This is a genomic window from Actinomycetospora succinea, assembly GCF_004363095.1.
GTDB classification, from domain to species: Bacteria; Actinomycetota; Actinomycetes; order Mycobacteriales; family Pseudonocardiaceae; genus Actinomycetospora; species Actinomycetospora succinea.
The window spans coordinates 94,969-121,344 of sequence record NZ_SNYO01000003.1; the positions used below are offsets into that span (position 1 = coordinate 94,969).

The 26,376-nt window shown below is 73.6% G+C and carries 23 protein-coding genes and 1 other RNA gene; 9 read left to right on the forward strand and 15 right to left on the reverse strand.

The genetic code is table 11. From position 1 onward, the window contains the following. The first annotated feature begins 62 nt into the window (after positions 1-62). Complete coding sequence (locus EV188_RS11705; protein ID WP_133826466.1) at positions 63-1,076, forward strand: glycoside hydrolase family 18 protein; 1,014 nt, start codon at positions 63-65, stop codon at positions 1,074-1,076. Positions 1,077-1,079: 3 nt separating this feature from the next. Here the strand turns inward: EV188_RS11705 and EV188_RS11710 are convergent, their stop codons facing one another. After that, a complete protein-coding gene (locus EV188_RS11710) occupies positions 1,080-2,093 on the reverse strand; it encodes an alcohol dehydrogenase (RefSeq protein WP_208114201.1) in 1,014 nt (337 codons plus the stop codon). A gap of 187 nt (positions 2,094-2,280) precedes the next feature. Between EV188_RS11710 and EV188_RS11715 the strand changes: the two genes are divergently transcribed. Further along, complete coding sequence (locus EV188_RS11715) at positions 2,281-4,662, forward strand: glycerol-3-phosphate 1-O-acyltransferase (protein ID WP_208114154.1); 2,382 nt, start codon at positions 2,281-2,283, stop codon at positions 4,660-4,662. Further along, positions 4,649-6,097, forward strand: coding sequence for an HAD-IB family hydrolase (locus EV188_RS11720; protein WP_243741637.1), 1,449 nt, complete (start codon positions 4,649-4,651; stop codon positions 6,095-6,097). Before EV188_RS11715 ends, EV188_RS11720 begins: the two co-directional genes overlap by 14 nt. A 66-nt stretch (positions 6,098-6,163) precedes the next feature. On the opposite strand, the gene EV188_RS11725 is transcribed toward EV188_RS11720, so the two are convergent. Beyond that, positions 6,164-6,895, reverse strand: a complete 732-nt coding sequence (locus EV188_RS11725) for an enoyl-CoA hydratase (protein ID WP_133826469.1) — start codon at positions 6,893-6,895, stop codon at positions 6,164-6,166. A gap of 7 nt (positions 6,896-6,902) precedes the next feature. Then, complete coding sequence (locus EV188_RS11730; protein ID WP_166659844.1) at positions 6,903-7,706, reverse strand: SAM-dependent methyltransferase; 804 nt, start codon at positions 7,704-7,706, stop codon at positions 6,903-6,905. An 80-nt stretch (positions 7,707-7,786) separates the two neighbouring features. On the opposite strand from EV188_RS11730, the gene EV188_RS11735 reads away from it, so the two are divergent. After that, positions 7,787-9,655 carry a S9 family peptidase gene (locus EV188_RS11735; RefSeq protein WP_133826471.1) on the forward strand — a complete coding sequence of 623 codons (1,869 nt, stop codon included), beginning with the start codon at positions 7,787-7,789 and terminating at the stop codon, positions 9,653-9,655. A 109-nt stretch (positions 9,656-9,764) separates the two neighbouring features. Here the strand turns inward: EV188_RS11735 and EV188_RS11740 are convergent, their stop codons facing one another. The 6 genes from EV188_RS11740 to EV188_RS11765 all read right to left on the reverse strand — a co-directional run bounded on the left by EV188_RS11740 (position 9,765) and on the right by EV188_RS11765 (position 15,305). Beyond that, positions 9,765-10,244: a Dps family protein gene (locus EV188_RS11740; protein ID WP_133826472.1), complete on the reverse strand. Its 480-nt coding sequence runs from the start codon at positions 10,242-10,244 to the stop codon at positions 9,765-9,767. 145 nt (positions 10,245-10,389) lie between these two features. Continuing rightward, positions 10,390-11,874: a catalase gene (locus tag EV188_RS11745; RefSeq protein ID WP_133826473.1), complete on the reverse strand. Its 1,485-nt coding sequence runs from the start codon at positions 11,872-11,874 to the stop codon at positions 10,390-10,392. Positions 11,875-11,883: 9 nt separating this feature from the next. Further along, positions 11,884-12,351: a Fur family transcriptional regulator gene (locus tag EV188_RS11750; RefSeq protein WP_243741703.1), complete on the reverse strand. Its 468-nt coding sequence runs from the start codon at positions 12,349-12,351 to the stop codon at positions 11,884-11,886. A gap of 169 nt (positions 12,352-12,520) precedes the next feature. After that, positions 12,521-13,573 carry an aspartate-semialdehyde dehydrogenase gene (locus tag EV188_RS11755; RefSeq protein WP_133826475.1) on the reverse strand — a complete coding sequence of 351 codons (1,053 nt, stop codon included), beginning with the start codon at positions 13,571-13,573 and terminating at the stop codon, positions 12,521-12,523. Positions 13,574-13,577: 4 nt separating this feature from the next. Beyond that, a complete protein-coding gene (locus EV188_RS11760) occupies positions 13,578-14,843 on the reverse strand; it encodes an aspartate kinase (RefSeq protein WP_133826476.1) in 1,266 nt (421 codons plus the stop codon). A gap of 102 nt (positions 14,844-14,945) precedes the next feature. Then, entirely contained in the window at positions 14,946-15,305 is a 360-nt protein-coding gene (locus EV188_RS11765) for a hypothetical protein (RefSeq protein ID WP_133826477.1), read from the reverse strand. A gap of 304 nt (positions 15,306-15,609) precedes the next feature. Here EV188_RS11765 and leuA point away from each other — a divergent pair, with 304 nt between their 5' ends. Beyond that, complete coding sequence (gene leuA / locus EV188_RS11770; protein ID WP_243741638.1) at positions 15,610-17,421, forward strand: 2-isopropylmalate synthase; 1,812 nt, start codon at positions 15,610-15,612, stop codon at positions 17,419-17,421. 221 nt (positions 17,422-17,642) lie between these two features. Here leuA and EV188_RS11775 read toward each other — a convergent pair whose 3' ends face one another. Next, positions 17,643-17,846, reverse strand: a complete 204-nt coding sequence (locus EV188_RS11775) for a DUF397 domain-containing protein (RefSeq protein ID WP_243741639.1) — start codon at positions 17,844-17,846, stop codon at positions 17,643-17,645. Between the two features lie 49 nt (positions 17,847-17,895). Beyond that, on the reverse strand, positions 17,896-18,744 hold the full coding sequence (locus tag EV188_RS11780) for a helix-turn-helix domain-containing protein (protein ID WP_166659845.1): 849 nt from the start codon (positions 18,742-18,744) through the stop codon (positions 17,896-17,898). A gap of 303 nt (positions 18,745-19,047) precedes the next feature. Between EV188_RS11780 and EV188_RS11785 the strand changes: the two genes are divergently transcribed. Continuing rightward, positions 19,048-19,245: a hypothetical protein gene (locus EV188_RS11785; RefSeq protein ID WP_133826480.1), complete on the forward strand. Its 198-nt coding sequence runs from the start codon at positions 19,048-19,050 to the stop codon at positions 19,243-19,245. Positions 19,246-19,248: 3 nt separating this feature from the next. Here the strand turns inward: EV188_RS11785 and recR are convergent, their stop codons facing one another. Next, entirely contained in the window at positions 19,249-19,857 is a 609-nt protein-coding gene (recR, locus tag EV188_RS11790; RefSeq protein ID WP_133826481.1) for a recombination mediator RecR, read from the reverse strand. Positions 19,858-19,863: 6 nt separating this feature from the next. Next, positions 19,864-20,184: a YbaB/EbfC family nucleoid-associated protein gene (locus EV188_RS11795; protein WP_133827069.1), complete on the reverse strand. Its 321-nt coding sequence runs from the start codon at positions 20,182-20,184 to the stop codon at positions 19,864-19,866. A gap of 98 nt (positions 20,185-20,282) precedes the next feature. Here EV188_RS11795 and EV188_RS11800 point away from each other — a divergent pair, with 98 nt between their 5' ends. From EV188_RS11800 to EV188_RS11810, 3 genes are all read left to right on the forward strand, one after another. Beyond that, positions 20,283-22,094 carry a S9 family peptidase gene (locus tag EV188_RS11800; RefSeq protein ID WP_133826482.1) on the forward strand — a complete coding sequence of 604 codons (1,812 nt, stop codon included), beginning with the start codon at positions 20,283-20,285 and terminating at the stop codon, positions 22,092-22,094. Between the two features lie 89 nt (positions 22,095-22,183). Further along, a complete protein-coding gene (locus EV188_RS11805) occupies positions 22,184-23,296 on the forward strand; it encodes an MGDG synthase family glycosyltransferase (RefSeq protein ID WP_243741640.1) in 1,113 nt (370 codons plus the stop codon). A 4-nt stretch (positions 23,297-23,300) separates the two neighbouring features. Next, positions 23,301-24,140, forward strand: coding sequence for a DMT family transporter (locus EV188_RS11810; protein ID WP_133826483.1), 840 nt, complete (start codon positions 23,301-23,303; stop codon positions 24,138-24,140). A gap of 3 nt (positions 24,141-24,143) precedes the next feature. On the opposite strand, the gene EV188_RS11815 is transcribed toward EV188_RS11810, so the two are convergent. Beyond that, on the reverse strand, positions 24,144-26,231 hold the full coding sequence (locus tag EV188_RS11815; protein ID WP_133826484.1) for a DNA polymerase III subunit gamma and tau: 2,088 nt from the start codon (positions 26,229-26,231) through the stop codon (positions 24,144-24,146). A 50-nt stretch (positions 26,232-26,281) separates the two neighbouring features. Then, an RNA gene (gene ffs / locus EV188_RS11820) (signal recognition particle sRNA small type) lies at positions 26,282-26,376 on the reverse strand.

A 26,376-nucleotide genomic window follows, 5' to 3' on the forward strand; every position in this document is an offset into this window, starting at 1 on the left:
GGTCGATCCGCCCCTCGGCCCGACCGTCCCTGCGCGCCGTCCTGCTCGCCACGCTGATCACGGTGCTCGTCACGGTCCCCGCGGTCACCGGCGAGACCCCGACGCCGGAGCCGGCCCTCGCTGAGGTCGCGGCGGCGGGACCGCCCCGCCCGGGCGTCGCCGCCCCGGACGGCCCGCTGCCCACGGTCGCGTTCGCCCCCTACGTCGACCTGACCACCCCGCCGCTGCCCACGATGACCGACATGGCCGACGCGACCGGCCACGCCGACGTCGTGCTCGCCTTCGTCCTCGCCGGCAGCGACGGCTCGTGCGCGCCGACCTGGGGCGGCACGACGGCCCTGCGCGACCCCGCCGTGACGGCCCGGATCGCCGGTCTGAAACAGCGCGGCGGCCGGATGACCGTCTCCTCGGGCGGCGCGCTCGGCGACTACCTCGAGAAGGCCTGCCCCGACGCGCCCTCGCTCGCGCGGGCCTACGCGACCGCGCTCGACGCCGTCGGCGCCGACCACCTCGACGTCGACGTCGAGACCGACCGCGGCCGCACCGTGTCCTCGCAGCGCATCGCCGAGGCCCTCGCGCTGCTCCAGCACCAGCGCGGCACGCGGGTCACGCTCACCGTGCAGGTCGAGGGCGTCGCCGAGGGCCTCAGCGACGACGCCCGCGACCTCGTGCAGGCGGCCACGACCGCCGGCGTCGCGGCGCGCGTGAACCTCATGGTCATGAACTTCGAGTACCAGGGCTCGTGGGCCGACGCGATGATCGGCGCCGCCCGCACGGCCGTCGGCCAGCTCGAGGCGATGTGGCCCGGCAGCGAGCCCGCCGACGTGCGCCAGCGCACCGGGGTCACGTTCATGCTCGGGCGCAACGACATGGACATGACCACCTCGCCCGACGACGCCCGCGCGGTCGTCGACGACGCCCGCGGCAACGGCTACGGCGGCGTCGGGTTCTGGGCGCTCGCCCGCGACAACGGCTCGTGCCCGGGCACCGAGGACGAGGCCGACGACTGCAGCGGCATCGCGCAGGCGCCCTGGGCGTTCACGAGGATCGCCCAGGGCTTCACCGCGCCGGCCTGACCGTCACTGCCCCGTGGTGAGCACCATCCGGAACCGCGCGTCGTTGCTCATCATCCGGTCGTACGCCTCGGCGGCCTTCTCCAGCGGCATCGTCTCGATCATCGGACGGACGTCGGTGAGCCGCGCGAAGCGCAGGGTGTCCTCGGAGTCGATCGAGGTGCCCGACGCGTAGCCGGCGATGCTCGCGACCGGGCCGATGAGGCTCATCGCGTCGACCGTCAGCGGGCTCTCGGCCGCGCCGACGACGAGCAGCTGCCCGCGGCGGTCGAGGCCCGGGATCAGCCCGGAGATCGCCTTGCCGCTGGTGGCGGTGGCGAGCACGACCGCGCAGCCGCCCTTCTCGGCGAGGGCCTGCCCGGGGTCGGTGGCCTCGCTGTCGACGTAGTCGTGCGCCCCGAGCTTGCGGGCGAGGTCCTCCTTGTCGCGGCCGCGGGAGACGGCGACGACCTCGAAGCCCATCCGCGCCGCGAACTGGATGCCGAGGTGGCCGAGGCCGCCGACGCCCTGCACCGCGACCCGGTCGCCCGGACGGGCCGGGCTCGAGCGCAGCGCATGGTACGTCGTCACGCCCGCGCACATCAGCGGGGCGGCCTCCTCCGACGACAGCTCGTCGGGGACGTGGGCGAGCGCGTCGGCGGGCACGACGACGGCGTCCGCGTAGCCGCCGTCGAAGGTGACGCCGGGGATCCGGCCGTTCTCGCAGGTGATGAAGTCCCCGCGGCGGCACGCGTCGCAGTGGTGGCAGGCGCCGCCGAACCAGCCGACGCCGACGCGGTCGCCGGCGTCCCAGTCGCCGAGCACGTCGGGGCCGACCTCGTCGACGCGGCCGACGACCTCGTGGCCGGGCACGATCGGGAACGGCGTCGAGGGCATGACGCCCTCCTTGGCGAACATGTCGCTGTGGCAGACCCCGCAGGCCTCGACGCGGACGCGGACCTCGCCGCGCCCGGGCGTCGGGACCTCCCGCTCGACGAGCTCGAGGTCTCCCCCGGCCCGGGTGACCTGGACGGCGCGCATGGTGGCCACGATCGGCCTCCTCCGGTGCTTCGACGATCAACGATCACCGGATGCGTACCCGCGCATGTCCGGACGCACGCGATCGATCGCCACCACTCCACCGGGTAGGGTCCGGATGGACCAGGAGCTGCGGCGACGGGCAGCTCCGTCGCCGGGCACGCGACGTCGCGAGGGCGGAGGTGCGGCGGTGAGCACGCTGGTGGACGACACGGCGACGCTCCCGGACCCGGGGGACCGGCCGCTGGTCGTCCTCGTCGACGCCCCGTCGGGTGTCGAGCGCCGCCTGGTCGACCGCTGGCTCGCGGGGATCCGCCCCGGGATGCGGGGCAGCCGGGGCGTCGAGGTGCTCCCGGCCGAGGGCGAGCAGCTCGCCGGGCGCCTGACCCGGGGCGACAACCCGCTGCTCGTGCCGGTGCGCGTGGTCTGGTCCGCCGAGCCGGAGCCCGACCGCACGCTGCTGCGCCTCGCCGACGTCCTCACGCGCGGCTGGGCGCTCCGCGCCCGTGCCCGGGCGGCGCGCAGGGGCCCGCAGCAGCACCGCGTGGTCGTCGGACGCCCCGCGACGGTGCGCGAGCTCATGCGCCGCCACCGCCGCGAGCGCTCGGCCACCGACACCGCCGACTTCGTGCGCTTCGTCGCGCGCCAGGCCACGCTCGCGCTCGACCGCGCCGAGCGCGCGCTGACGGGCAACCGCTTCAAGGTGCCGCGCGAGGTCGCCGGCCAGATCGTCGGGTCGGCGCACTTCAGCCGCGAGATCCAGCGCCTCGCCGCGTCGACCGGGCGCCCCGAGGACGAGGTGGCCACCGAGGCCGCCGCCGACCTCGAGAGCATCGTCGCCTCGCTCGACCCGGCCGCGGTGGACCTGTTCTCCGGGGTCCTGCGCCCGATGCACGAGAAGGCGTGGACGGTGCACGCCGACACCGCCGGGCTCGAGCCGCTCCGGGAGCTCAACGCCGAGCACGCGCTCGTGTTCCTGCCGTCGCACCGCTCGTACACCGACCCGTTCGTGCTGGCCGACGTGCTGCGCAGCAACGACTTCCCGCGCAACCACGTGCTCGGCGGCGACAACCTGCGGATCATGGGTCTCGAGGCGCTGGCCCGGCGCAGCGGGATCATCTTCATCCGCCGCAGCTTCGGCGGCGACCCGGTCTACAAGGCCGTGGTGCGCGAGTACTTCTCCTGGCTGTGCGCCAAGCGCTTCAACCTCGAGTGGTACATGGAGGGCGGCCGCACCCGCACCGGCAAGCTGCGCCCGCCGAAGTACGGGCTGCTCGCCGACGTCGCCAGCGCCGTGGAGCGCCGCCGCACCGAGGACGTCTACCTCGTCCCGGTGTCGATCATCCACGACCAGCTCCAGGAAGTGCACCAGATGGCCGCCGAGCAGACCGGCGCCCAGAAGACCCCGGAGGGCCTGCGCTGGCTGATGGGCTACGCCCGCGCGCAGCGGCGGCCCGTCGGCGGGGTGCACGTGAGCTTCGGGCGGCCCCTGTCGCTGCGGGCCGCGCTCACCGCGGCCAACGACCCTGCCCTCGACGCCCGCGCCGAGTCCGACCCCGACGCGGCCGTCGAGGACCAGCCGGCCCGCCGGCTCGCGCTGCAGAAGACCGCGTTCGAGGTGTTCGTGCGCATCAACCGGGTCACGCCGGTGACGCCGATCGCGCTCGCGGCGCTGGCCCTGCTCGGGGTGCGCGACCGCGCGCTGACGCTGTCGCAGGTGCGCCGGGTCGTCGAGCCCGTCCTCGACTACGTCGACGCCCGCGGCCTGCCGCACACCGGGATCGCGTCGCTGCGCACCAACGGCGGCGTCGCCGAGGCCCTGCTCTCGCTGCGCCGGGAGAAGGTGGTCAGCGCCTACACCGAGGGCTCCGAGCCGGTGTTCTCGGTGGAGAGCGGCCACCACATCGTCGCGGCGTTCTACCGCAACTCGGCGATCCACCACTTCGTCAACCGGGCGATCCTCGAGCTCGCGATCCTCGACGTCGGCGAGGCCACCGGCCGCGACGCGCTGGCCAAGGGCTTCCAGGCCGCGCTCGACCTGCGCGACCTGCTGAAGTACGAGTTCTTCTTCCCCGACAAGGAGACCTTCCGCGCCGAGCTGATCGACGAGCTCACGCTCATCGACCCCGACTGGCGCTCCGACGACAACGACATCGCGCGCACCCGCAAGCTGCTGCGCCAGAGCCGCTTCCTGTGCGCGCACCGCGTGCTGCGCTCGTTCGTCGACGCCCAGTGGGTGGTGGCCGAGCGCCTCGCGGAGCACGACCCCGACACCCCCGTCGACGAGGACCGGCTGCTCGAGCGCTGCGCCGCCGTCGGGCAGCAGCTGCTGCTGCAGGGCAAGCTGCACGGGCCGGAGTCGCTGTCGCGGGAGCTGTTCGCGTCGGCGCTGCGGCTGGCCTCCAACCGGGGGCTGCTGGCCCCGAACACCGCCCCCGCCGACGGGGGCCCCGACCTCGCGACCCGGCGCCGCGCGTTCGCCGCCGAGATCCGCGGCGTGGTGGAGCGGGTCGTGGCCATCGACGAGACCGACGCGACGAACCGACAGGAGTCCGCGGGTGTCCGACCCTGAAGCCACGGTGCAGGGCCTGATGGACGCGGTGGAGGCCGCGCCCGACGGCCCCGAGGTGGGCGCGTTCTTCGACTTCGACGGCACGGTGATCGCCGGCTACTCGGTCACCGCGTTCATGCGCCACCACGTCAAGCACCTCGACCTGCACCCGCGCACGACGCTCGAGACGCTGGCCAGCGGCTGGCAGGGCCTGCACGGCGAGGAGGACTTCCGCAAGTTCCTCGGCATCACGCTGCGGACGTGGGCGGGCCGCACGCCCGAGGAGCTCGAGAAGATCGGCAACCAGCTCTTCCGCGACGAGATCGGCCCGAGCGTCTACCCGGAGTCGTGGCGGCTGATCCGGGCGCACCTGGAGAAGGGCCACACGGTCGTCCTGGCGAGCTCGGCGACCCGGTTCCAGGTCGAGCCCGCGGCGAAGGCGCTCGGCGTCGAGCACACGATCTACACGGCCGTCGAGGTGGGCGAGGACGGCACGCTCACCGGCCGCCCCGACGGGCGCTCCCCGTACGGCGAGGGCAAGGCCGCCGCGGTCAAGGAGTTCGCCGCCGCGCACGGCGTCGACCTCGACGCGAGCTTCGCCTACTCCAACGGCGGCGAGGACGTGCCGTTCCTCGCGACCGTCGCCCACCCCGCCGCGGTCAACCCGTCCGCCGGGCTGCGCCGGGCCGCCGCCGAGCGGGGCTGGCCCGCGCTGGACTTCACCGGCCGGCCGTGGACGACGCCGGTGGAGATCGCGCGCACCGCGGCGACCTTCGCCGGGATGATGGGCGGCTTCGCCACCGGCCTGGGCCTGGGCCTGCTCGGCGGGTCACGGCGCGCCGGGCTCAACCTCGGCATCGGTCTCGGCGGCGACCTGTCGCTGATGGCCTCCGGGGTCTCGCTCGACGTGCACGGCGCGCGCCACATCTGGGAGGCCCAGCCGGCGGTCTTCCTGTTCAACCACCAGAGCCAGCTCGACGTCCTCGTGCTGGGCGGGCTGCTGCGCGGCAACTTCGCCCCGGTGGCGAAGAAGGAGCTCGCCAACGACCCGCTGTTCGGCGGACTCATGCGCCTGCTCGAGACGGCCTTCATCGACCGCGCCGACAACGCCCAGGCCCGCAAGGCCCTCGAGCCGGCGGTCGAGCGCCTGCGCGCCGGGACGTCGATCGTCATCGCGCCCGAGGGCACCCGCTCGCCCACCCCGACGCCCGGGAAGTTCAAGAAGGGCGCGTTCCACCTGGCCATGCAGGCCGGCGTGCCGATCGTCCCGCTGGTCTTCCGCAACACCGGCGAGCTGATGAGCCGCAACGCGATGATCATCCATCCGGGCGTCGTGCAGGTGGCCGCGCTGCCGCCGATCGACGTCTCGGACTGGACGCGCGACGACCTGGACGAGCGCATCGAGGGCGTGCGCCAGCAGTACATCCGGACGCTGGCGCACTGGCCCGGGGACTAGACCCCCCACCGCCGGCGACCTGCCCGTGGCGCGACGCAGGAGCGCGACGGGCCGTCGCTTCGGAGGCTAATGACCCCGGAACTGCGGGGAACGCTTCTCCTCCCGCGCCCGGCGCCCCTCGACGAGGTCCTCGCTCGCCCAGCACGCGTCGAACGCCGCGGCGACCTCGTCGGGCACCGGCGCGTCCTCGAGCAGGCGGGCGACGGCGAGCTTGTTGTAGGCGAGCGTCAGCGGGGCGAGCGCGGCGATCTCGGTCGCCCAGGCGAGCGCGGTCTCCCGGTCGCCGACGCGGTCGACGAGCCCGGCGGCGCGGGCGGCGTCGTGGTCGAGGCGCTCGCAGGCGAGCAGGATCCGCCGGGCCGCGCCACCGCCGGCGACGAGGGCGAGCCGGCGCACGGTCCACGGGTCGACGGCGAGGCCGAGGGCGGCCGTGGGCAGCCCGAACACGCCCGGGGTGTCGACGACGCGCAGGTCCGCGGCCAGCGCGAGCTGCGTGCCCGCGCCGATCGCCGGGCCGTGCACCGCGGCGATCACCGGCACCGGGATCCCGGCGAGCCGGTGGAGCATGCCGTAGAGGGCGGCGAGGAAGTCCGGGTCGCCGACGGTGTCGAGGTCGGCGCCGGAGCAGAAGGCGGTGCCCTCGCCGGTCAGCACGAGTGCCCGCGCCCCGTCGGCGACGGCCGCGTCGACCGCGGCGTGCAGGTCGCGGCAGTGCGCGGTGTCGAGGGCGTTGCGGCGCTCGGTGCGGGCGAGGCGGATCTCGTGCACGGCGGCGTCGTGGCGGAAGGTCCCGATCACGGGGCCATCATCCCCGCCGCGCGACCACACCCCACAGCCCGCTGCCTGTGACCTCCGCCCCCGGGGCCGGTCCCTGCGGCCGCCAGTCGGGCGCGGACACCCAGCCGGGCCCGACCACCGCCCAGCCGTCGAGCCAGGGCGTCATCTCGACGGGCCCCCGCAGCCGCGGCGCGTAGCTCCAGCCGCCGTGGTTCATCGTCGCCCAGGCGTGGATGTCGGGCCGCCCGACGGAGGTGAGGTGCGAGATGGCGAACCCGCTGCCCGGGGCGAGCGCGTCGGTGTAGGCGCGCACGGCCCGCGCGGCGAGCGCGTCGTCGTGGAGGTAGTGCAGGACGCCGACGGCGAGCAGGCCGACGGGACGCGAGAGGTCCAGGACGTCGCGGACCTCGGGCGCGGCGAGCACCGCCGCGGCGTCCCCCGCGTCGGCGTGCAGGACCGACACGCCCTCGTGCCCGGCGACCAGGCGCCGGGCGTGCTCGACGGTCCGCGGGTCCCAGTCGACGTAGGCGACCCGGGCGTCGGGGTGCACGCGGCGGGACCGGGTGTGCACGTGGTCGACGGTCGGCAGGCCGGACCCCAGCTCGAGGAACTGGTCGATGCCCTCGGCGCACCAGTGGTCGACGACGGCCCGCGAGAACGACCGGTGGTCGCGACACAGCGCGCTCATCCCCGGCATCATCGCGTCGACCTCGACGGAGAACTCCCTGTCGACCTCGAGGTTCTCGGTGCCGCCGAGGTTGTAGTCGAACACGCGCGCCATGTTCGGCGGCGTCTCCTCGTCGTCCCCGTCAGCAGGATCCAGCTCGTCCACGGTCCCTCCCCCCGTGACCATCCTCGCCCACGCCCCCTCCGGGCCGTCGTCCCGGCACCCCGCGAGGCAGGATCCGGGACATGACCCCGACCTCCCCGCGCCGCTCGGACCCGGCTCCGGAGATCCCCGACGCCCTCTTCGCCGACCCCGCGGCCGAGGCGAGGTGGCGGGGACGCTTCACCGCGGCGCGTGTCTCGGTGCCCGACTGGGCCCGCGACGCCCCGGACCGCAGCGTCTACTCGTCGAACGCCACGGGCACCTGGGAGATCTACGCCTGGGACCGCGCGAGCGACACGCACCGGCGCGTGACCGACCGCCCGCAGGGCACCCGCGGCGGCGCGGCGAGCACCGACGGCACGGCGATCTGGTGGTTCGACGACACCGACGGCGACGAGTTCGGGGTCTGGGTCGCCGAGCCGTTCGACGGTGGCGCGGCGTCGCCCGCGGTCGCCGGCGCGTCGCCGGGCTATCCCGCCGGGCTCGAGCTCGGCCGCCGCACGGTCGCCGTCGGCTGGTCGACCGACGACGGCTCGACGCTGGCGGTGAGCGAGGACGGTGCCGAGGCGCGGGTCGTCTACACCCACACCGAGGACGCCGGGATCGGGGCGCTCTCGCGTGACGAGACGCTGCTGGCGATCTCGCACGCCGAGCACGGCGACTCCCGCCACCCGGCGATCCGGGTGCTGCGCCTCGCCGACGGCGCGACCGTGGGCGAGCGTCACGACGGCGTGGGGCCTGATGGGAACGGACGCGGGCTGGACCCCATCGAGTTCGCGCCCGTCGAGGGCGACCAGCGCCTGCTCGTCGGGCACGAGCGCCGGGGCCGCGACGAGCTGCTGATCTGGGACCTCGCCACGGACACCGAGTCCGAGGTGGCGATCGACCTGCCCGGCGACCTCTCCGCCGGCTTCTACCCGGACGCGTCCGCCCTGCTCGTCGCCCACACCCGCGCGGGCCGCACGACGCTGCACCGCTACGACCTCGCGACCGGCGAGCTCAGCGACCTGCCCACCGCGCCCGGCTCGGTCGGGGGCGCGGACGTCCGCCCGGACGGGACCGTGGAGTACGGCTGGTCGTCGGCGGCGTACCCGTCGTCGGTGCGCGCGCTGCGCCCCGACGGCACCGACACCGAGCTGCTCGCCCCGCCCGGCGACCGGCCCGCGCCGTCGGTGGCGCTCGAGGACGCCTGGGTCGACGGCCCCGCGGGCGCGGTGCACGCGCTGTGGACCCGCCCCGAGGGCACCACCGGCCCGGTGCCGACCGTCTTCATGATCCACGGGGGACCCCAGGCGGCCGACGAGGACCGCTGGTCGCCGGTGCGCGCGGTGTGGGTGGACGCCGGCTTCGCGGTCGTGCACGTCAACTACCGCGGCTCCTCGGGCTACGGCTCGGCGTGGCGCGACGCCATCGAGGGACGCCCGGGCACCACGGAGCTCGAGGACATCGCCGCCGTGCACGAGTGGGCCGTGTCCACGGGGCTCGCGGACCCGGCCGCCTGTGTGCTCGAGGGCTGGTCGTGGGGCGGGTACCTGACGCTCCTGGGCCTGGGCCGCCAGCCCGAGCGCTGGGCGGTCGGCTGCGCGGGCGTGCCCGTGGCCGACTACCTCGCCGCCTACGCCGACGAGATGGAGCCGCTGCGCGCCTTCGACCGCTCGCTGTTCGGCGGCTCGCCCGAGGAGGTCCCGGCCCGCTACTCGGAGGCCTCGCCGCTGACGTGGGTGGACGCGGTCCGCGCGCCGGTGCTGGTGCTGGCCGGCGAGAACGACCCGCGCTGCCCCATCCGCCAGATCGACAACTACCTCGACGCCCTCGCCGAGCGCGGGGTGCCCTACGCGATGGTGCGCTACGACGCCGGCCACGGGTCGCTCGTCGTCGCCGAGACGCTCAAGCACACGGTCGCCGAGATCGCCTTCACCCGCGAGGCCCTGGGCCTTCCGGTCCCCGCCTGAGCCCCTCCGGGAACGAACGAACGGCGCTCTCGCTGCTTCGGAAGCAGCGAAAGCGCCGTTCGTTTCTGCAGGTCGGCGGCATCCGGCCGCCGGCGTCAGCCCATCCGGATCAGGCGGTCTTGGCCTGCCACATCCAGTGGGCCTCCTCGAGCTTCGCCGTGTGGGCGATGAGCAGGTCCTGGGTGACCGGGTCCGGCTCGTCGGTGACCGCGATGCGCTCGCGCATGCGCGCGATGAGCGTCGCGAGGGTCTCGACGACGGCCTGGTTGACGTCCTCGACCGTGCGCCACCCCTCGTCGGTGGTGGGCAGGCCGCTGCTCTTCGCGACGGTCTCGGCGCGCCCGTCGGGCGAGACGCCCAGGGCGGCGGCGCGCTCGGCGACCTCGTCGGAGTAGGTGCGCGCGAGGTCGGTCAGCTCGTCGAGGTGCAGGTGCGCGTCGCGGAAGGTGGTGCCGACGACGTTCCAGTGCCACTGCTTCGCCGTCAGGGACAGGTCGACGTAGTCCGCGAGCGAGTCCTGCAGGACGGTGCCGACGGTCTGCTTGGCGTCGTCGGAGAGCGGGCTCGTGATGGGCGTGGTGGTGGCCATGCCGTTCAGCTCCTTCGCTGCCGTTTTCTGGAATGGTTCCAGATACAGGATGCCCCTGGAGCGGGGTGGAAAACCGCCACGCGGCCCGTCTCGACGTGTGAGACGGGCCGCGTGAGGTGAGGCTGGGCTACGGGACCAGCAGGTCCTAGCTCTGGCTGAGCACCTTGTCCTGCTTGCCGGTGAGCTCGCGGACGCGGTCCTCGACGCGCTGGCCCATGCCCTCGTCGATCGACTTCCAGTAGTCGAACGCGCGGGCCAGGACGTCGTCACCGACGCCGTCGGCGAGGTGACCGGAGACGTTCTCGACGAAGCGGTCGCGCTGGGCGTCGTCCCAGACCTCGAGCATCATCGTGCGGGCCTGACCCTCGTCGGAGTCCTCCGGGTGCGCGACGTAGGCGACGCGCTGGATCTCCCCGTCGGAGTACCACGACGGCGGCTGGATCGTCTCCGTCGTCTGCGGGCCGCCCTTGGTGTTGGGCGCGTAGACCGGGTCCGGCGCGTTCACGACGCGCATGGCGCCGGCGACCGTGTACGGGTGCGCGTCGGTGCCCCGCGGCGAGTTCACCGGGATCTGCTTGTAGTTGACGCCGAGACGGGCGCGGTGGGCGTCGGCGTAGGAGAACCCGCGCGCCAGCAGCATCTTGTCCGGCGAGAGGCCGAGCCCCGGGGGCTGGTTGTTCGGCTCGAACGCGGCCTGCTCGATCTCGGTGTGGAAGTCGACCGGGTTGCGGTTCAGCGTCAGCTTCCCGACCTCCTGCAGGGGGTAGTCGCTGTGCGGCCACACCTTGGTCAGGTCGAACGGGTTGAACCGGTAGGTCTTGGCGTCCTCGAAGGGCATGATCTGCACCTTCAGGGTCCAGGTCGGGAAGTCCCCGCGCTCGATGGCCTCGTAGAGGTCGCGGCGGTGGTAGTCGGCGTCCGCCCCGGCGAGGCGGTCGGCCTCGTCCTGGGTCAGGCACTCGATGCCCTGGTCCGAGATGAAGTGGTACTTGACCCAGAACTCCTCGCCGGCGGCGTTGATCCACATATAGGTGTGGCTGCCGTAGCCGTTCATGTGGCGCCAGTCCTGGGGCACACCGCGGTCACCCATGAGCCAGGTGACCTGGTGCTTCGACTCCGGGGAGAGCGTCCAGAAGTCCCACTGCATGTCGTGGTCGCGCAGCCCGTTGCGGGCCAGCCGCTTCTGCGAGCGGATGAAGTTCTGGAACTTCATGGGGTCACGGATGAAGAAGACCGGCGTGTTGTTGCCGACCATGTCCCAGTTGCCCTCGCGCGTGTAGAGCTTCAGCGAGAAGCCGCGCGGGTCGCGCCAGGTGTCGGGGCTGCCCCGCTCACCGGCGACCGTCGAGAAGCGGATGAGTCCCTCGGTCGTCTCGCCGGGCTGGAACACGGCGGCCTTCGTGTACGCGGTGACGTCCTGCGTGACCTCGAACGTCGTGAACGCGCCGGCACCCTTCGCGTGCGGCTGGCGCTCGGGGATCCGCTCCCGGTTGAAGTTCGCCATCTGCTCGATCAGGTAGTGGTCCTGGAGCACCAGGGGCCCGTTGGTCCCGACCGTGGCGGAGAACTCGTGGCTCGGCGCCGGGATGCCGGCGTCGTCGGTGGCGTAGGAGCGATTCGTAGTGGTCACGTTCGCCTCTCAGCGTGGTGGTGTGCTCTCGTGCAGGACCGCGACGGCGCCGCGCACGGCTCGCCGGGATTCCCGGTTACCCACTCCGGCCGCAACGCACGTCGGGCATGTCCCCCAGAAGACGACCTCGGCCTCGTCGACGACGAAGCCCCCGGTGTCGGAGGGGGTCAGGCACGGACGCTCGTCGACGACGCAGTCGACGTCGGCCGTCGTGCCGCAGGACCGACAGACGACGTGGTGGTGGTTGTCGCCGGTCCGCGTCTCGTACAGCGCCGCCGACCCCGCGGGCTCGATGCGGCGCACCAGGCCGGCGTCCACGCACGCGGCGAGCACGTCGTAGACGGCCTGGGTGCTCACCGACCCCAGCCGGGAGCGCACCGTCGACGCCACGGTCTCGGCCGTGGAGTGCGGGAACTCGCCCAGGACGCCGAGCACCGCCTGGCGTGGGGCGGTGACGCGCAGGCCCGCGGCGCGCAACCGCGCACGCGGGTCGGCGACGTGGTGTCGCGGATCCGGGGCCGGTCCGGCCTCAGGAACGGTCGCGGGGGTGGCCGCGTCGTCCTGGGAACCGGTCGGGGACGTCATATCGACCCACGTTGCCACCCAGACTGGAACGGGTCAAGAAAAGCGCCGCCGGTCACGCCGATCAGCGCCGGACGAGCTCCTCGGCGATCTCGTAGGTGTTCAGCGCCGCGCCCTTGCGCAGGTTGTCGCCGCACACGAAGAAGTCGAGGGTGTTGGGGAAGTCGAGCGCCTGGCGGACGCGGCCCACGTAGGTCGGGTCCTCGCCGACGACGTCCGCGGGCGTCGGGAAGCGCTTGGCCTCCGGCTCGTCGACCAGCACGATCGACGGCTGGGCCGCGAAGACCTGGTGGGCGGTGGCGACGTCCACCTCGTTCTCGAAGGTCGCGTGGACCGAGAGCGAGTGGGTGGTCACGACCGGGACGCGCACGCAGGTCGCCGACACCTTGAGCTCGGGCAGCCCGAGGATCTTCCGCGACTCGTTGCGGACCTTGAGCTCCTCGGAGGTCCAGCCCGCCTCCTTGGGCGACCCGGCGAACGGCACGACGTTCAGCGCGAGCGGGGCGTTGAACGGCGACTCGGGCGGCAGCCCCGCGGACGCGATGGCCTCCGCGACGTCCCCGCGCCGGTACCCGACGCCCTTGCCGGCGACCGCGGCGAGCTCGGCCTGCAGCCGGTCGATGCCCTCCTGGCCGGCGCCGGACGCCGCCTGGTAGCTCGCGACCACGAGCTCGCGCAGCCCGAACGCACGGTGCAGCGCACCGAGCGCCGCCATCATCGACAGCGTCGTGCAGTTCGGGTTGGACACGATGCCCTTGGGTCGCTCGTGGGCCTGGTCGGCGTTGACCTCCGGCACCACCAGCGGCACGTCGGGGTCCATGCGGAACGCGCCCGAGTTGTCGACCGCGACGGCCCCGCGCGACACCGCGACCGGCGCCCACTCCGCGCTCACGGCGTCGGGGACGTCGAACATCGCGATGTCGACGCCGTCGAACGCCTCCGGCGAGAGCGCGACGACCTCGATCTCCTCGCCGCGGACCCGCAGCCGCTTGCCGGCGGACCGGGGCGAGGCGATGAGCCGGATCTCGCTCCACGGCACGCTCTCGCGCGCGTCGATGATGTCGATCATGACGGAGCCGACCGCGCCGGTGGCTCCGACGATGGCGAGTGTGGTCACGGAACTACCTCCCCGTTCCTGCGTGCACCACGGCCTCCTCGTCGCCCCCGAGGTCGAAGGCGGAGTGGAGCGCGCGGACGGCGTCGTCGAGCTGGGTGTCGCGGATGAGCGCGGAGATGCGGATCTCCGAGGTGTTCATCATCTCGATGTTCACGCCCGCGACGGCGAGGGACTCGCAGAAGGTGGCCGTGACGCCCGGGTGGCTGCGCATCCCCGCGCCGACCAGAGCCACCTTGCCGACGTGCTCGTCGTAGAGCACGTCCTCGAAGCCGACCTCCGACTTCACCGCGCTCAGCGCCTCGACCGCCCGTGGGCCGTCCTTGACCGGCAGCGTGAAGGTCACGTCGGTCTTGCCCGTCTGCAGGTGCGAGATGTTCTGCAGCACCATGTCGATGTTGACGTCGACGTCCGCGATGCAGCGGAAGATGCGCGCCGCGAAGCCGGGCTGGTCGGGGACGCCGACCACGGTCACCTTCGCCTCGGACCGGTCGTGCGCGACGCCGGTGAGGACCGCCTGTTCCACGCTGAGCTCCTCGATGGACCCGACGATCGTCGTGCCGGGCTTGTCGTTGTACGACGAGCGCACCCGCAGGGGCACGTTCTCGCGGCGCGCGTACTCGACCGCGCGCAGGTGCAGCACCTTCGCCCCGCACGCCGCCATCTCGAGCATCTCCTCGTAGGTGATGGTCGTGAGCAGCTTCGCGTCGGGGACGATGCGCGGGTCGGCCGAGTAGACGCCGTCGACGTCGGTGTAGATCTCGCAGACGTCGGCCTTCATCGCGGCGGCCATGGCCACCGCGGTCGTGTCCGAGCCGCCGCGGCCGAGGGTCGTGATCTCCTTCGAGTCCACGCTGACGCCCTGGAACCCCGCGACGAGCGCGATGTGGTCCTCGGCGAGGGCGGCGTGGATGCGACCGGGCGTGACGTCGACGATCCGCGCGTCGCCGTGCTTGCCCGTGGTCATCATCCCGGCCTGCGACCCGGTGAACGAGCGCGCGCGGCCACCCTGGGCGTTGATCGCCATGGCCAGCAGCGCGTTCGAGATCCGCTCGCCCGACGTCAGGAGCATGTCGAGCTCGCGCGGCGGCGGGCTCGGGTGCACCTGCATCGCGAGGTCGGTCAGCTCGTCGGTGGTGTCGCCCATGGCGGACGCGACGACGACGACGTCGTGACCGTCCTTGCCGGTGCGCACGATCCGCTCGGCCACCCGGCGGATCCGCTCCGCGTCCTGGACGGACGAGCCGCCGTACTTCTGGACGACGAGTGCCACCGCGACGGACCTCCGGGAAGTGGTCGGTGAATCCCGTCGACCCTATCCGAGGCGTGGTGGATCACGGGGTGGGAGCAACCCCACTCCGCGCGCGTGCGGTTCCTACGGCGCGAGGGCGTTGAGCAGCTTCGACACGACGATCCCGATGACGATCCACACGACGGCGGCGAGACCGAAGTTGAGGATGATCCGCAGCGACTCGCTCGCCGGGATGAAGAGGTCGCCGATGCCCAGCGTGAGGTTGTTCGCGAGGTCGTTGAAGAACACCGTGATGCTGTTGGCGGGGTTCGCGCCGGCCACCGCGAGGACCACGTGGATGACCAGGATCGCCGCGAAGATCACGGTCAGGATGCGGATGACCGAGGCGGCAACCGTCAGGACCTTACGGGTGAGCGCACGCAGGTCCTCTCCGGTGTGCGAACGCCGCTGTTCGGCCGTCTCCGTGCTCGCGTCCTGCGCCATGCGGGTCATCATGGCACGGCAAGTGACCCGTCGGTAGCCAAGGGTGCGACCTGAGTCACGAGCGGCTCGTCCGGGCAGTTCAGCGGCATGATCAGCACGTCGGGAGGCCCTCGGTCGGGCGCCCGGGGTACCGACGCGGCGCGCCACGGGTCTACCGTGGGGCGTGATGTCTCGCGCGCACGCAGCTTCCGGGCTGCTCCTTCGCCGCCGCGGCGGGGTCTGAACAGACCGGCCCCTCGCCGCGGGTGATGCGCGCTGCCGGTCGCCATCCCTCGCAGTGCAGCAGGCAGGAGCGCGACATCCCATGAGCATCACCCCGGGCTCACCGATCAACGACGAGCCCATCGCCGACATCCGCTCGACGGTCATCCATCCCGACGGCGAGATCCCGGCCGACCAGGCCTCGTGGAACACCCAGCGGCCGAGCCGCATGCCGGTGCACCGCTACAAGCCCTTCGCCGACGTCGTCGAGAAGATCTCGCTGCCGGACCGCACGTGGCCGGAGAAGGTCATCGACAAGGCGCCGCTGTGGGGCGCGGTCGACCTGCGCGACGGCAACCAGGCACTGATCGACCCGATGTCGCCGGCCCGCAAGCGGCGCATGTTCGACCTGCTCGTGCGCATGGGCTACAAGGAGATCGAGGTCGGCTTCCCCGCCGCCTCGCAGACCGACTTCGACTTCGTCCGCGAGATCATCGAGCAGGGCGCCGTACCCGCCGACGTCCGCATCCAGGTGCTGACCCAGGCCCGGCCCGAGCTGATCACCCGCACGTTCGAGTCGCTCGAGGGCGCCCACTCCGCGGTCGTCCACCTCTACAACTCGACCTCGATCCTGCAGCGGCGCGTGGTCTTCCGCTCCGACCGCGCCGGCATCACGAAGATCGCCGTCGACGGCGCCCGCCTGGTCCGCGAGGAGGCCGAGAAGCGCCCGGACACCGACTGGCGCTTCCAGTACTCGCCGGAGTCCTACACAGGCACCGAGCTGTCGTACGCGAAGGAGATCGTCGACGCGGTCGGCGACGTCTGGGAGCCGACACCCGAGCGCCCGATGATCGTGAACCTGCCGGCGACGGTGGAGATGGCGACCCCGAACGTCTACGCCGACTCCATCGAGTGGATGCACCGCAACCTCGCCCGGCGCGAGTCGATCATCCTGTCGCTGCATCCTCACAACGACCGCGGCACCGGCGTCGCCGCCGCCGAGCTCGGCGTCCAGGCCGGGGCCGACCGCGTCGAGGGCTGCCTGTTCGGCAACGGGGAGCGCACCGGCAACGTGTGCCTGGTGACCCTCGGCATGAACCTGTTCAGCCAGGGCATCGACCCGCAGATCGACTTCTCGGACATCGACGAGGTGCGCCGGACCGTCGAGTTCTGCAACCAGCTGCCCGTCGGCGAGCGTCACCCCTGGGGCGGCGACCTCGTGTTCACCGCGTTCTCCGGCTCGCACCAGGACGCGATCAACAAGGGCCTGCAGGCGATGAACGCGGAGGCCGCCGACGCCGGGCACGACGTCTCCGAGCACCCGTGGGAGGTCCCGTACCTGCCCATCGACCCGAAGGACGTCGGCCGCACGTACGAGGCCGTCATCCGCGTGAACTCGCAGTCGGGCAAGGGCGGCGTCGCGTACCTGATGAAGACCGAGCACCAGCTCGACCTGCCCCGCCGGCTGCAGATCGAGTTCTCGCGGCGCGTCCAGGAGGTCACCGACTCCGAGGGTGGCGAGGTCTCCGCCAAGGAGATGTACGACATCTTCACCGAGGAATACCTGCAGCGCCGGGTCCCGCTGGAGCTCGTCAGCTCGCGCGTGCAGACCCACGACGACGGCAAGGCCGAGCTCAGCGCGACGCTGAAGGTCGAGGGCGACCTGCACGAGGTCACGGGTGTTGGCAACGGCCCGATCGCCGCCTTCGTCGACGCGCTCGCGTCGGTGGGCTACGACGTGCGGGTCCTCGACTACGCCGAGCACGCCATGTCCGCCGGCGACGACGCCCGCGCGGCCGCCTACGTCGAGGCCGCGGTCGGCGACGTCGAGGTCTGGGGCATCGGCATCGACGGCTCGATCCTCACGGCGTCGCTCAAGGCCGTGGTGTCGGCGGTCAACCGGGCGATGCGCTGAGCAAGATCGCGATCTCGGTGACGGATCCCCTCAGATCTGCGGGGGTTCGTCATCGAGACGGCGATCACGGATGTGCCGGCGCAGCAAGATCCGGATGCGTGGCGCGAATGTCTCGCTCAGCGGAGCGCTCGCTCCACCAATCCGGATCTTGCTGATCCGACGGCGGATCCCCTATCGGGCGGGGGACCCGCCGCCGGGGCCACGACCGAGGCCGTGACCGGTCAGCGGGGGAGATCGAACTCCCCGGCCTTGACGCCCGCGACGAACGCCGTCCACTCCGCGGGCGTGAACTGCAGCGCCTCGGAGGACTTGGTGTCGACGACGCGCACCTCGTCGCCGTCGATCGCGACGCCAACGCAATCGCCGTCGGAGCAGAAGCTGCTCGTGCGGAGGCGCAGGTCACGACGCGGTCGAGGCGAGGTCACGCGCGGCATCTTGTCGGATTGCCTCGGTGACCTTCACGTCGACCCACGATCAGGCGTCGCCGATGCGCCGAAGGGCACGCTTCATCAGAGGAACGGACTCGTCCTCGGAGAGCGAAGCGGCAACCAATGCCGCCATCCGTCGGTCGTGCAGGCTCACTTCGTTGCGGTCGGCCAAGAACTCGCTCGCAGTGCCTGGGCGCTCGACGTAGACGATGCCGTGCTCTATCCCTGCCGTGAACTGCAGCTTGGCGAACGACTCCCTGCTCGCCGGAACGAGACCCGCGCTGAAGGGGAGCACGCGGACATCGACGTGCTCGGCCTCGGCGATGTGGATGAGGTGCTCGACCTGGTGCGCGAGCACTTCCGCGCTCTCTACAACGCGGTAGAGCGTTGACTCGTCGAGCACGCAGCGAAAGGTGAGGCCGTGGTCGGCGGTGAGGGCTCCCTGGCGGCGCATCCGCACCTCGGCGAGCCGCTCGATCTGGGCCACGCTATGCGTTCCACCCCACGCCGAGCGCAACACGCCTCGCGCGTAGTCACGGGTCTGCAGCAGGCCGTGGACGATGTGGGCCTCGTAGGCATCGATCCGTGCCGCGTCCCACTCGTACTCGACGTACATCGCCATGTCCGGCGCGAGCACGTCGGAGTAGTCCGACCACCACATCGGCGTGCGACCGGTACGCGCCCAGTCGAGCAGGCGCTCGCGTTCGTCGCCCTCCGGCACCCGGTAGACGTCGAGCATGTCCCGGACGTCCCGCCAGCGGGGCACGCCCTTGCCGTTCTCGAGTCGGCTGATCTTCGACGGCGAGCAGTCAAGGTTGCGGGCGACGTCCTCGAGCTTGAGCCCCAAGCCATCGCGGAGTCGTCGGAGCTCGCCGCCGAGGCGGCGGCGAGTCACCACAGGTCCTGGTGACTGGCTCATCCACACGCCTCCCGAGGGTCGGGGTCGTAGGCCAGCTTCCCCCCGGGCCGGCGTCTGTCCGTACACGGTAGACGTCGGACGGCCATGTCGTCACGCAATCGTTGCGTGCAATTGCACGTGGCACTTGTGCAGCTGCATGGCACACGGCACTCTCATCCTCGGGGGGACGGGGACAACCCTCGGACCTCCCACCGAAGCGACCCGGAGGAGGCACGACCCCATGACCGGATCGAGGAACGCGCGCCAGCAGCGCCGTCGCGGGACCGTCCGCGAAGACCGATGACCGCCATGACGATCATCATCACGGTGGTCGTCTTCTGGACCCTGTTCGTGGTGGGTGTGCTCGTGGGCATCTCGGTGCACCGCGAGGCGACGCGACGTCGCAGCGCCCGCCTCCACCGCGCCGAGATGGCGCTCGACCACGATGTGCTCATCGCCGGCCGGACCCCCGCGCGGGGCCGGGACTTCCGGGTCTGAGAGCTAGAGGGCGCGGCGACCCGCGAGCGCGCGGCCGAGCGTGAGCTCGTCGGCGAACTCGAGGTCGCCGCCCATGGGCAGGCCGGACGCCAGCTTGGTGACGGTCAGGCCCGGGAAGTCGCGCAACAGACGCACGAGATAGGTGGCCGTGGCCTCGCCCTCGGTGTTGGGGTCCATGGCCAGGATGACCTCGGTGATCTCCGGCTCGTCGCCGGCGCCACCGATGCGGGTGAGCAGCTCGCGGACCCGCAGCTGGTCGGGTCCGATGCCCGAGAGCGGATCGAGCGCCCCGCCCAGCACGTGGTAGCGACCGCGGAACTCGCGGGTGCGCTCGACGGCCATGACGTCCTTGGGCTCCTCGACCACGCACACCAGCGCGCCGTCACGCCGCGCGTCGCTGCAGATGCGGCACCGGGTCTTCTCGGAGACGTTGCCGCAGACCTCGCAGAACACGACGCCGACCTTGACCTTCTGCAGGGCCTCCTGCAGGCGGGTCACGTCGGCCTCCTCGGTAGCGAGGAGGTGGAACGCGATGCGCTGGGCGCTCTTCGGCCCGATGCCGGGCAGCCGGCCCAGCTCGTCGATGAGGTCCTGGACCGGCCCCTCGAACACCGCCGTCTACTGCCCGGGCAGGCCCAGCCCGCCGCCCATGTCCCCGAGCCCGCCGGCGAGCGGGCCCATCTTCTCGGCCTGCAGGTCCTGCGCCGCGCGGGCCGCGTCGGCGAGCGCGCCGACCACGAGGTCCTGCAGCGTCTCGACGTCGTCCGGGTCGACGACCTTCGGGTCGATCTTGACGGAGCGGATCTCGCCGGCGGCGGTCTGGGTGACGGTGACCAGGCCGTTGCCGGCCTGGCCCGTGACCTCGGCCTCGGCCAGCTCCGCCTGGGCGGACATCAGCTGCTCCTGCATCGCCTGCGCCTGCTGCAGCAGCGCGCCCATGTCCATGCCTTCAGGGTTCTGACCGGGTTGCACGTCACCAGCGTAACCACGCCGCCGCGCTCGCCGCCGCACCCCGCGACCAGGCAGGCTCGTCACCGATGACCACCGCGCGCGACACCCTGCTGCACCGCCTCCTCGACGCGACCACCTGGCGCGCCTTCGACGTCGACGCCGAGGGCCGCATCCTCGCCGGCCACGACGCCTCCGGGTCCGTCCAGCTCGTCGAGCTGCGACCCGACGGCACGCGGGTCCCGCTGACCGCGCTGCCCGGCGCCGTCGGAGGCCGCTACCTCCCGGGACGGCGCAGCGTCGTCGTGTCGCACGACGCCGGCGGCAACGAGCGCGCGCAGCTCTCGCTGCTCGACCCCGACGCCGTCGACGAGCCCGTCGGCGAGGACGGCCTGACGCCGCTCGTGCACGACCCCGACCACATCCACGGGCTCGTCGAGGTCCTCGAGGGCGGCCGCGTCGTCTACGCCACCAACCGCCGCAACGGCGTCGACTTCGACCTCGTCGTCCGCGACGTCGACGCCGGGACCGAGACCGTGCTCTACGACGGCGGCGGGATGGTCGGCAACGCGGCGATCGCGCCCGACGGGACGCGGGCCCTCATGACCCGCCCCGGCCGCCCGGCCCTGAGCTCCCAGGTCCTGCTGCTCGCCGGCGACACCGTCACCGAGCTCACCGACGCCGACGAGCACGCCCGCCACCTCTCCCCCGAGTGGCTGCCGGACGGGAACGCGGCCCTGCTCACCACCGACGCGGGCCGCGACCACCTCGGCGTCGCGCGCCTCGACGTCGCCACCGGCGCGCTGACGTGGCTGGTCACCGACGATGCCCACGACGTCGCCGCGCACCTGTCGCCCGACGGCCGCCTGCTCCTCGTCCTCACCGACGACGACGGCGCGAGCCGCCTCGCGGTGCACGACGTCGACGGCACGTTCCTGCGCGCGATCGCCCTGCCGCCCGAGCTCCGCGGCGGGGTCGCCGACTTCCTCTCCACCCCCCGCTGGTCGCCGGACTCGACGGGGCTCGCGGTCACGTGGACCGACCCCGCGACGCCCGCCGACGTCCTCATCGTCGACGCCGCCCGCGGGCGCGCGGCCGTGGCCGCCTCGTCGCGGGAGCCGCTGGCGGACCTCGACCTCGTCGACCCCACCAGCCACGGGGTGCCGACGCCGGACGGCGAGACCGTGCCGTGCTTCGTCTACGCGCCGCGCGAGCCGTCCGGGTCGAGCGTGACGATCGTGCACGGCGGGCCGGAGGGGCAGTCGGTGCGCTCGTTCTCGGCGATCGTCCAGGCGCTCGTCGGCGACGGCCACACGGTGCTCGTGCCCAACGTCCGCGGCTCGGTGGGCTACGGGAAGCGCTGGTACTCCCTCGACGACGTCGAGCGCCGCCTCGACTCGGTGGCCGACCTCGCCGCCCTGCACGCCTACCTGCCCCACCTCGGGCTCGACCCGGCCCGCGCGGCGCTCTGGGGCGGCTCGTACGGCGGCTACATGGTGCTGGCGGGCGTCGCCTTCCAGCCCGGTCTCTGGGCCGCGGGCGTCGACATCGTCGGCATCTCCTCGCTCGTCACGTTCCTCGAGAACACCTCGCCCTACCGCCGCGCCCACCGCGAGCGCGAGTACGGCTCGCTCGAGCGCGACCGCGACTTCCTCGAGCGCGCCTCACCCCTCAACCGGATCGGCGACGTGCGGGCGCCGCTGTTCGTCATCCACGGCGCCAACGACCCGCGCGTGCCGCTCTCCGAGGCCGAGCAGGTCGCCGCGGCGGTGCGCGCCAACGGCGTCGAGGTCGAGATGGCGGTCTACGACGACGAGGGCCACGGGCTCGCGAAGCGCGTCAACCGGCTCGACGCCTACCCGCGGGCGGTCGCGTTCCTGGGACGGGTGCTCGCCGGCTGACGCCCCGCGGGGTCACCCGCCACGCGATCTATCGTTGGCGCTCACCGCGCGTTCATCCCCTGACCCGACGGCTGGGTTGGGGTGTCGACGTGTCTCGACGACCCCGGGTGCTCGTGCTCAGCGCCGCGATCGGCCAGGGCCACGACGGCGCGGCGCGCGAGCTCGTGCGGCGGCTCGACCGCCGTGGCGTGTCCGCGCACGTGCTCGACTGGACCGACCTGCTCCCCACCTGGGGCCGCCGGGCGCTGCGTGACCTGTACGCACCCTCGGTGCACCACACGCCCGCGCTCTTCGACCGCATCTTCACCGACCTCGAGCACCCGCGCCGGCCGGCGAGCGTCGTCACCGCACGGCTGATCACGGTCGCCGAGGAGCCCGTCCTGGAGGCCGCGCGCGACGTCGACGCGGTCGTCACGACCTACCCGCTCGCCGGCCAGACGCTCGGCGCGCTGCGCGCCGACGGGCGCCTCGACGTCCCGGCGCTGACCTACCTCACCGACCCCGCCGCGCACCGCCTCTGGTGCCACCCCGGGCTCGACGAGCACCTCACGGTCACCGACGCCACGGCGGCCGACGGCGCCCGCTACGGCGTCGCGCTGCGCAGCGTCGGACCGCTGTGCGCGCCGCGCTTCTCGCGCCCGATGCCCGTCGCGACGCGGGGCCGGGTGCGGGCGGAGCTCGGCGTGCCCGACGACGCCCCGCTGGCCCTGCTCGTCTCCGGCTCGCTGGGGATGGGCGAGGTCGAGAAGGCCGTCGACGCGCTCGGCCGGCACCCGCGGGCGTGGTCGGTCGTCGCGTGCGGGCGCAACACGAAACTGCGCGCCCGGCTCGCCGACCGGGAGCGGGTGGTGACGCTCGGCTGGCGCGACGACGTGCCCGAGCTGATGGCGGCGGCCGACGTGCTCGTGCACAACGCGGGCGGGCTGTCGTTCACCGAGGCGCTGGTCGCCGGGCTCCCGGCCGTGACCTACCGCCCCATCCCCGGGCACGGCCGCGCCAACGCCGCGGTCCTCGACGAGGCCGGGATCGCGCCCTGGTTGCACGGGCCCGAGGAGCTCGTCGCCGCCATCGACCGCTTCGGGGCGCGTCCCCTGCGCCGCCGCCCGCCGCGGCCGTGGTGGACCGAGGAGCGCGACGCGTCGGCCGTCGTCGCCCGGTACGCGGGCGCGCTCGCCGAACCGGCTCTGTCCGCGGCGGGGTAGCACCGTGCTCGCCGAGGTGCTCGCTGTCGGCTCGGCCGTGGCGGCCGGGTCGGCGGTGGTCGCCCAGCAGCGGGCGACGCACGAGCTCGGCGGTGCCGCGGACCGGCGGCTCCTGCGCCGGCCCTGGTGGCTCGCGGGGACGGGCGCGTCGATCGTGGCGAGCGCGCTGCAGGCCGTCGCGCTCGCCGAGGGCGCCGTGGTCGTGGTGCAGGCCCTGCTCGCGACGGCGGTCGCGTGGACGACGGTCGGCGAGTCGTTGCTCGCCCGCCGGCGACCGGGACGCGGGCCGCTGCTCGGGGTCGTGCTCGCGATGGCCGGCCCGGTCCTGGTCGTCGTGCTGCTCGGGGACGTCGCGGGCGAGGGACCGGTGGACCTCACGAGCACCCCGGTCCTGCTCAGCCTGCTGGGCGTCGGCGTGGTCGTGGCCGCCGGGCTGGCGGGGGCGCGGCTGCGGCCGGGCCCGCCCGGGGCGCTGGGCCTGGCGCTCGCCTGCGGGGCGGGCTACGGGCTCGCCGCCTCCCTGCTCGCCGTGGTCGCCCGCGATCCCGGGGCCGTGCTGACCGACCCGCAGCACGCCCTGGCCGCGGTGCTGCTGGTGATCGTCGGCCCGGCGTCGTTCGTGACGAGTCAGCGCGCGCTCGCCCGCGCCCGGCGCGCCGGGCCGGTGGTGACCGTGATCCTGCTCGTCGACCCGCTGGTGGCCACGGTCATCGGCGCGACGTGGTTCGGGGAGCGCATCGCCCTCGACGCCCCGACGACCACGGGCATCGTGCTGGCCGCGGGCCTCGCGGTGCTGGGCGTCCGGCTCCTCGACCCCGCGCCGGACCCCGTCCCGGCGCGCTGAGCCCTACCGCCCGTCGACCCGCCGCGCGCCGAGCTGCGAGGTCAGCAGCTCCATCGCCGCCTCCTCGGGGTCGACGCGCGCCCCACCAGAGGCGCCACCCGGGTCGGCGGCGGCCTCGTTGTACATGTCCTCCTCGGTGACCTCGCCGTCCTCGGGCGGGGGCTCCGGGGGCGGCGGGACGTCGGAGGGCCCCGGCGCGGGGCGACTCGGACGCTGCGGGGGCGCGGACGCCTGCCCCGCGTCGCGCGGCTTCTCCGCCGGCCGCTCGGGCGCCGGCTGCTGCTCCTGGCGCGGGCGCTCGGGGCGGCGCGGCGGATCGGCACGCTGGCGGGCGGGCGGCTCCGGACGCGCGGCGCCCCCGCCGTCCCCAGTGCCGTGCACCGCCTCCACCCGCCACTGCCCCGACAGCACGGTCCCGAGCGCCGCGGCGACGTGGTCGGCCCGGTTGGGCTGGGAGAGCTGGCGCGCCAGCGGCGGCGTCGGCATCCCGAGCGTCACCGTGGTGCCCTCGACCGCCGTGACCGTGGCGTTCTGCAGCAGTGCGTGGGTGGGCTTGTTGCGCTCGCGGACCTGGTTCATGACCTCCGGCCACACCCGCCGCAGGCCCGCCGCGTCCATGCTGCCGGGGGCCGACGCGGCAGGGGCCGGGGCGGGCTCGGCGGGCGCCGGGGCCTCCTGGCGCGCCGGCGGCTCGGGCCGGGCCGGAGGACGCTGGGGCTCACGGGGCGCTTCACGGGGTGCTTCCCGAGGAGCCTCGTGCGGCACGTCGCGCGGCGGGTCGTCGCGGCTCGCGACGGTGGCCGTCGGCCGGTCGGTGGGCGGCTCCACGGTGGCGTCGAGGTCGTCGGCGCGCTGCTGCGACGGCCGGGTGAAGCGCGCCGGCTCGTCGGCACCCTCGGCGCCCGCGCCCACGGGCGGCCCCGACGCCCCCAGCGCCAGGCGCCGCTCGACACCTTCGAGGCGCTGCACCATCGCCGCGTCCTCGGACGACGCCGCGGGCAGGAGCATGCGGGCGCAGACCAGCTCGAGCAGCAGGCGCGGCGCCGTGGCGCCCCGCATCTCGGTGAGCGCGGTGTGCACGAGCTCCGCGTGCCGCGCCAGCGCCGCCGGCCCGAGGCGCTGGGCCTGGTCGACCATGCGCTCCATCTCGTCGGCGGGCACGTCGACCAGCCCGCGCTCCCCGGCGTCGGGGACGGCTTGCACGAGGATGAGGTCGCGCAGGCGCTGGAGCAGGTCGGCGGCGAAGCGCCGCGGGTCGTGCCCGGCCTCGACGAGCCGGTCGACCGCGCCGAACACCGCCGGGCCGTCCTGGGCCCCGAGCGCGTCGACGACGTCGTCGAGGATCGCCACGTCGGTGACGCCGAGCAGGCCCACGGCGTTCGCGTAGGTGACCCCGGCCTCGTCGGCGCCGGCGAGGAGCTGGTCGAGCACCGAGAGCGAGTCACGGGCGGACCCCCCGCCGGCCCTGACGACCAGCGGGTAGACGGCCGGCTCGACCGTCACGCCCTCCTCGGTGCAGATGCGCTCGAGCAGCCCCCGCAGCGTGCTCGGCGGCAGCAGGCGGAAGGGGTAGTGGTGGGTGCGCGAGCGGATGGTGGTGAGCACCTTGTCCGGCTCGGTGGTGGCGAAGACGAAGATCAGGTGCTCGGGCGGCTCCTCGACCACCTTGAGCAGCGCGTTGAACGCCGCCGTCGTCACCATGTGCGCCTCGTCGATGATGAAGACGCGGTAGCGGGAGCTGACCGGGGCGTACGCCGCCTTGTCGCGCAGGTCGCGCGCCTCGTCGACGGTGCCGTGGCTCGCCGCGTCCATCTCGGTGACGTCGAGGGAGCCGGGGCCGTTGGGTGCGAGGGCCACGCACGACTCGCAGACGCCGCACGGGTCGGGCGTCGGGCCCTGCACGCAGTTCAGCGACCGGGCGAGGATGCGCGCACTGGAGGTCTTGCCGCAGCCGCGGGGCCCGGAGAAGAGGTAGGCGTGGTTGACACGCCCCGCCGACAGCGCCGTGCGCAACGGATCGGTGACGTGCTCCTGGCCGACGACCTCGGCGAACGTCGATGGCCGATACCTGCGGTACAGCGCCAGAGCCACACGGCGAGGCTACGCGGGGGGTCCGACGGCCGGGGAAGCGTCCCGGAGACGAAAGGGGACCCCGCGCACCCGCCAGAGCCCGCTGACCCTTGCTGCCTTCCGGCCCTGGGGGAGTTCACAGGATGGACGCCGCGCGGGGTCCGGT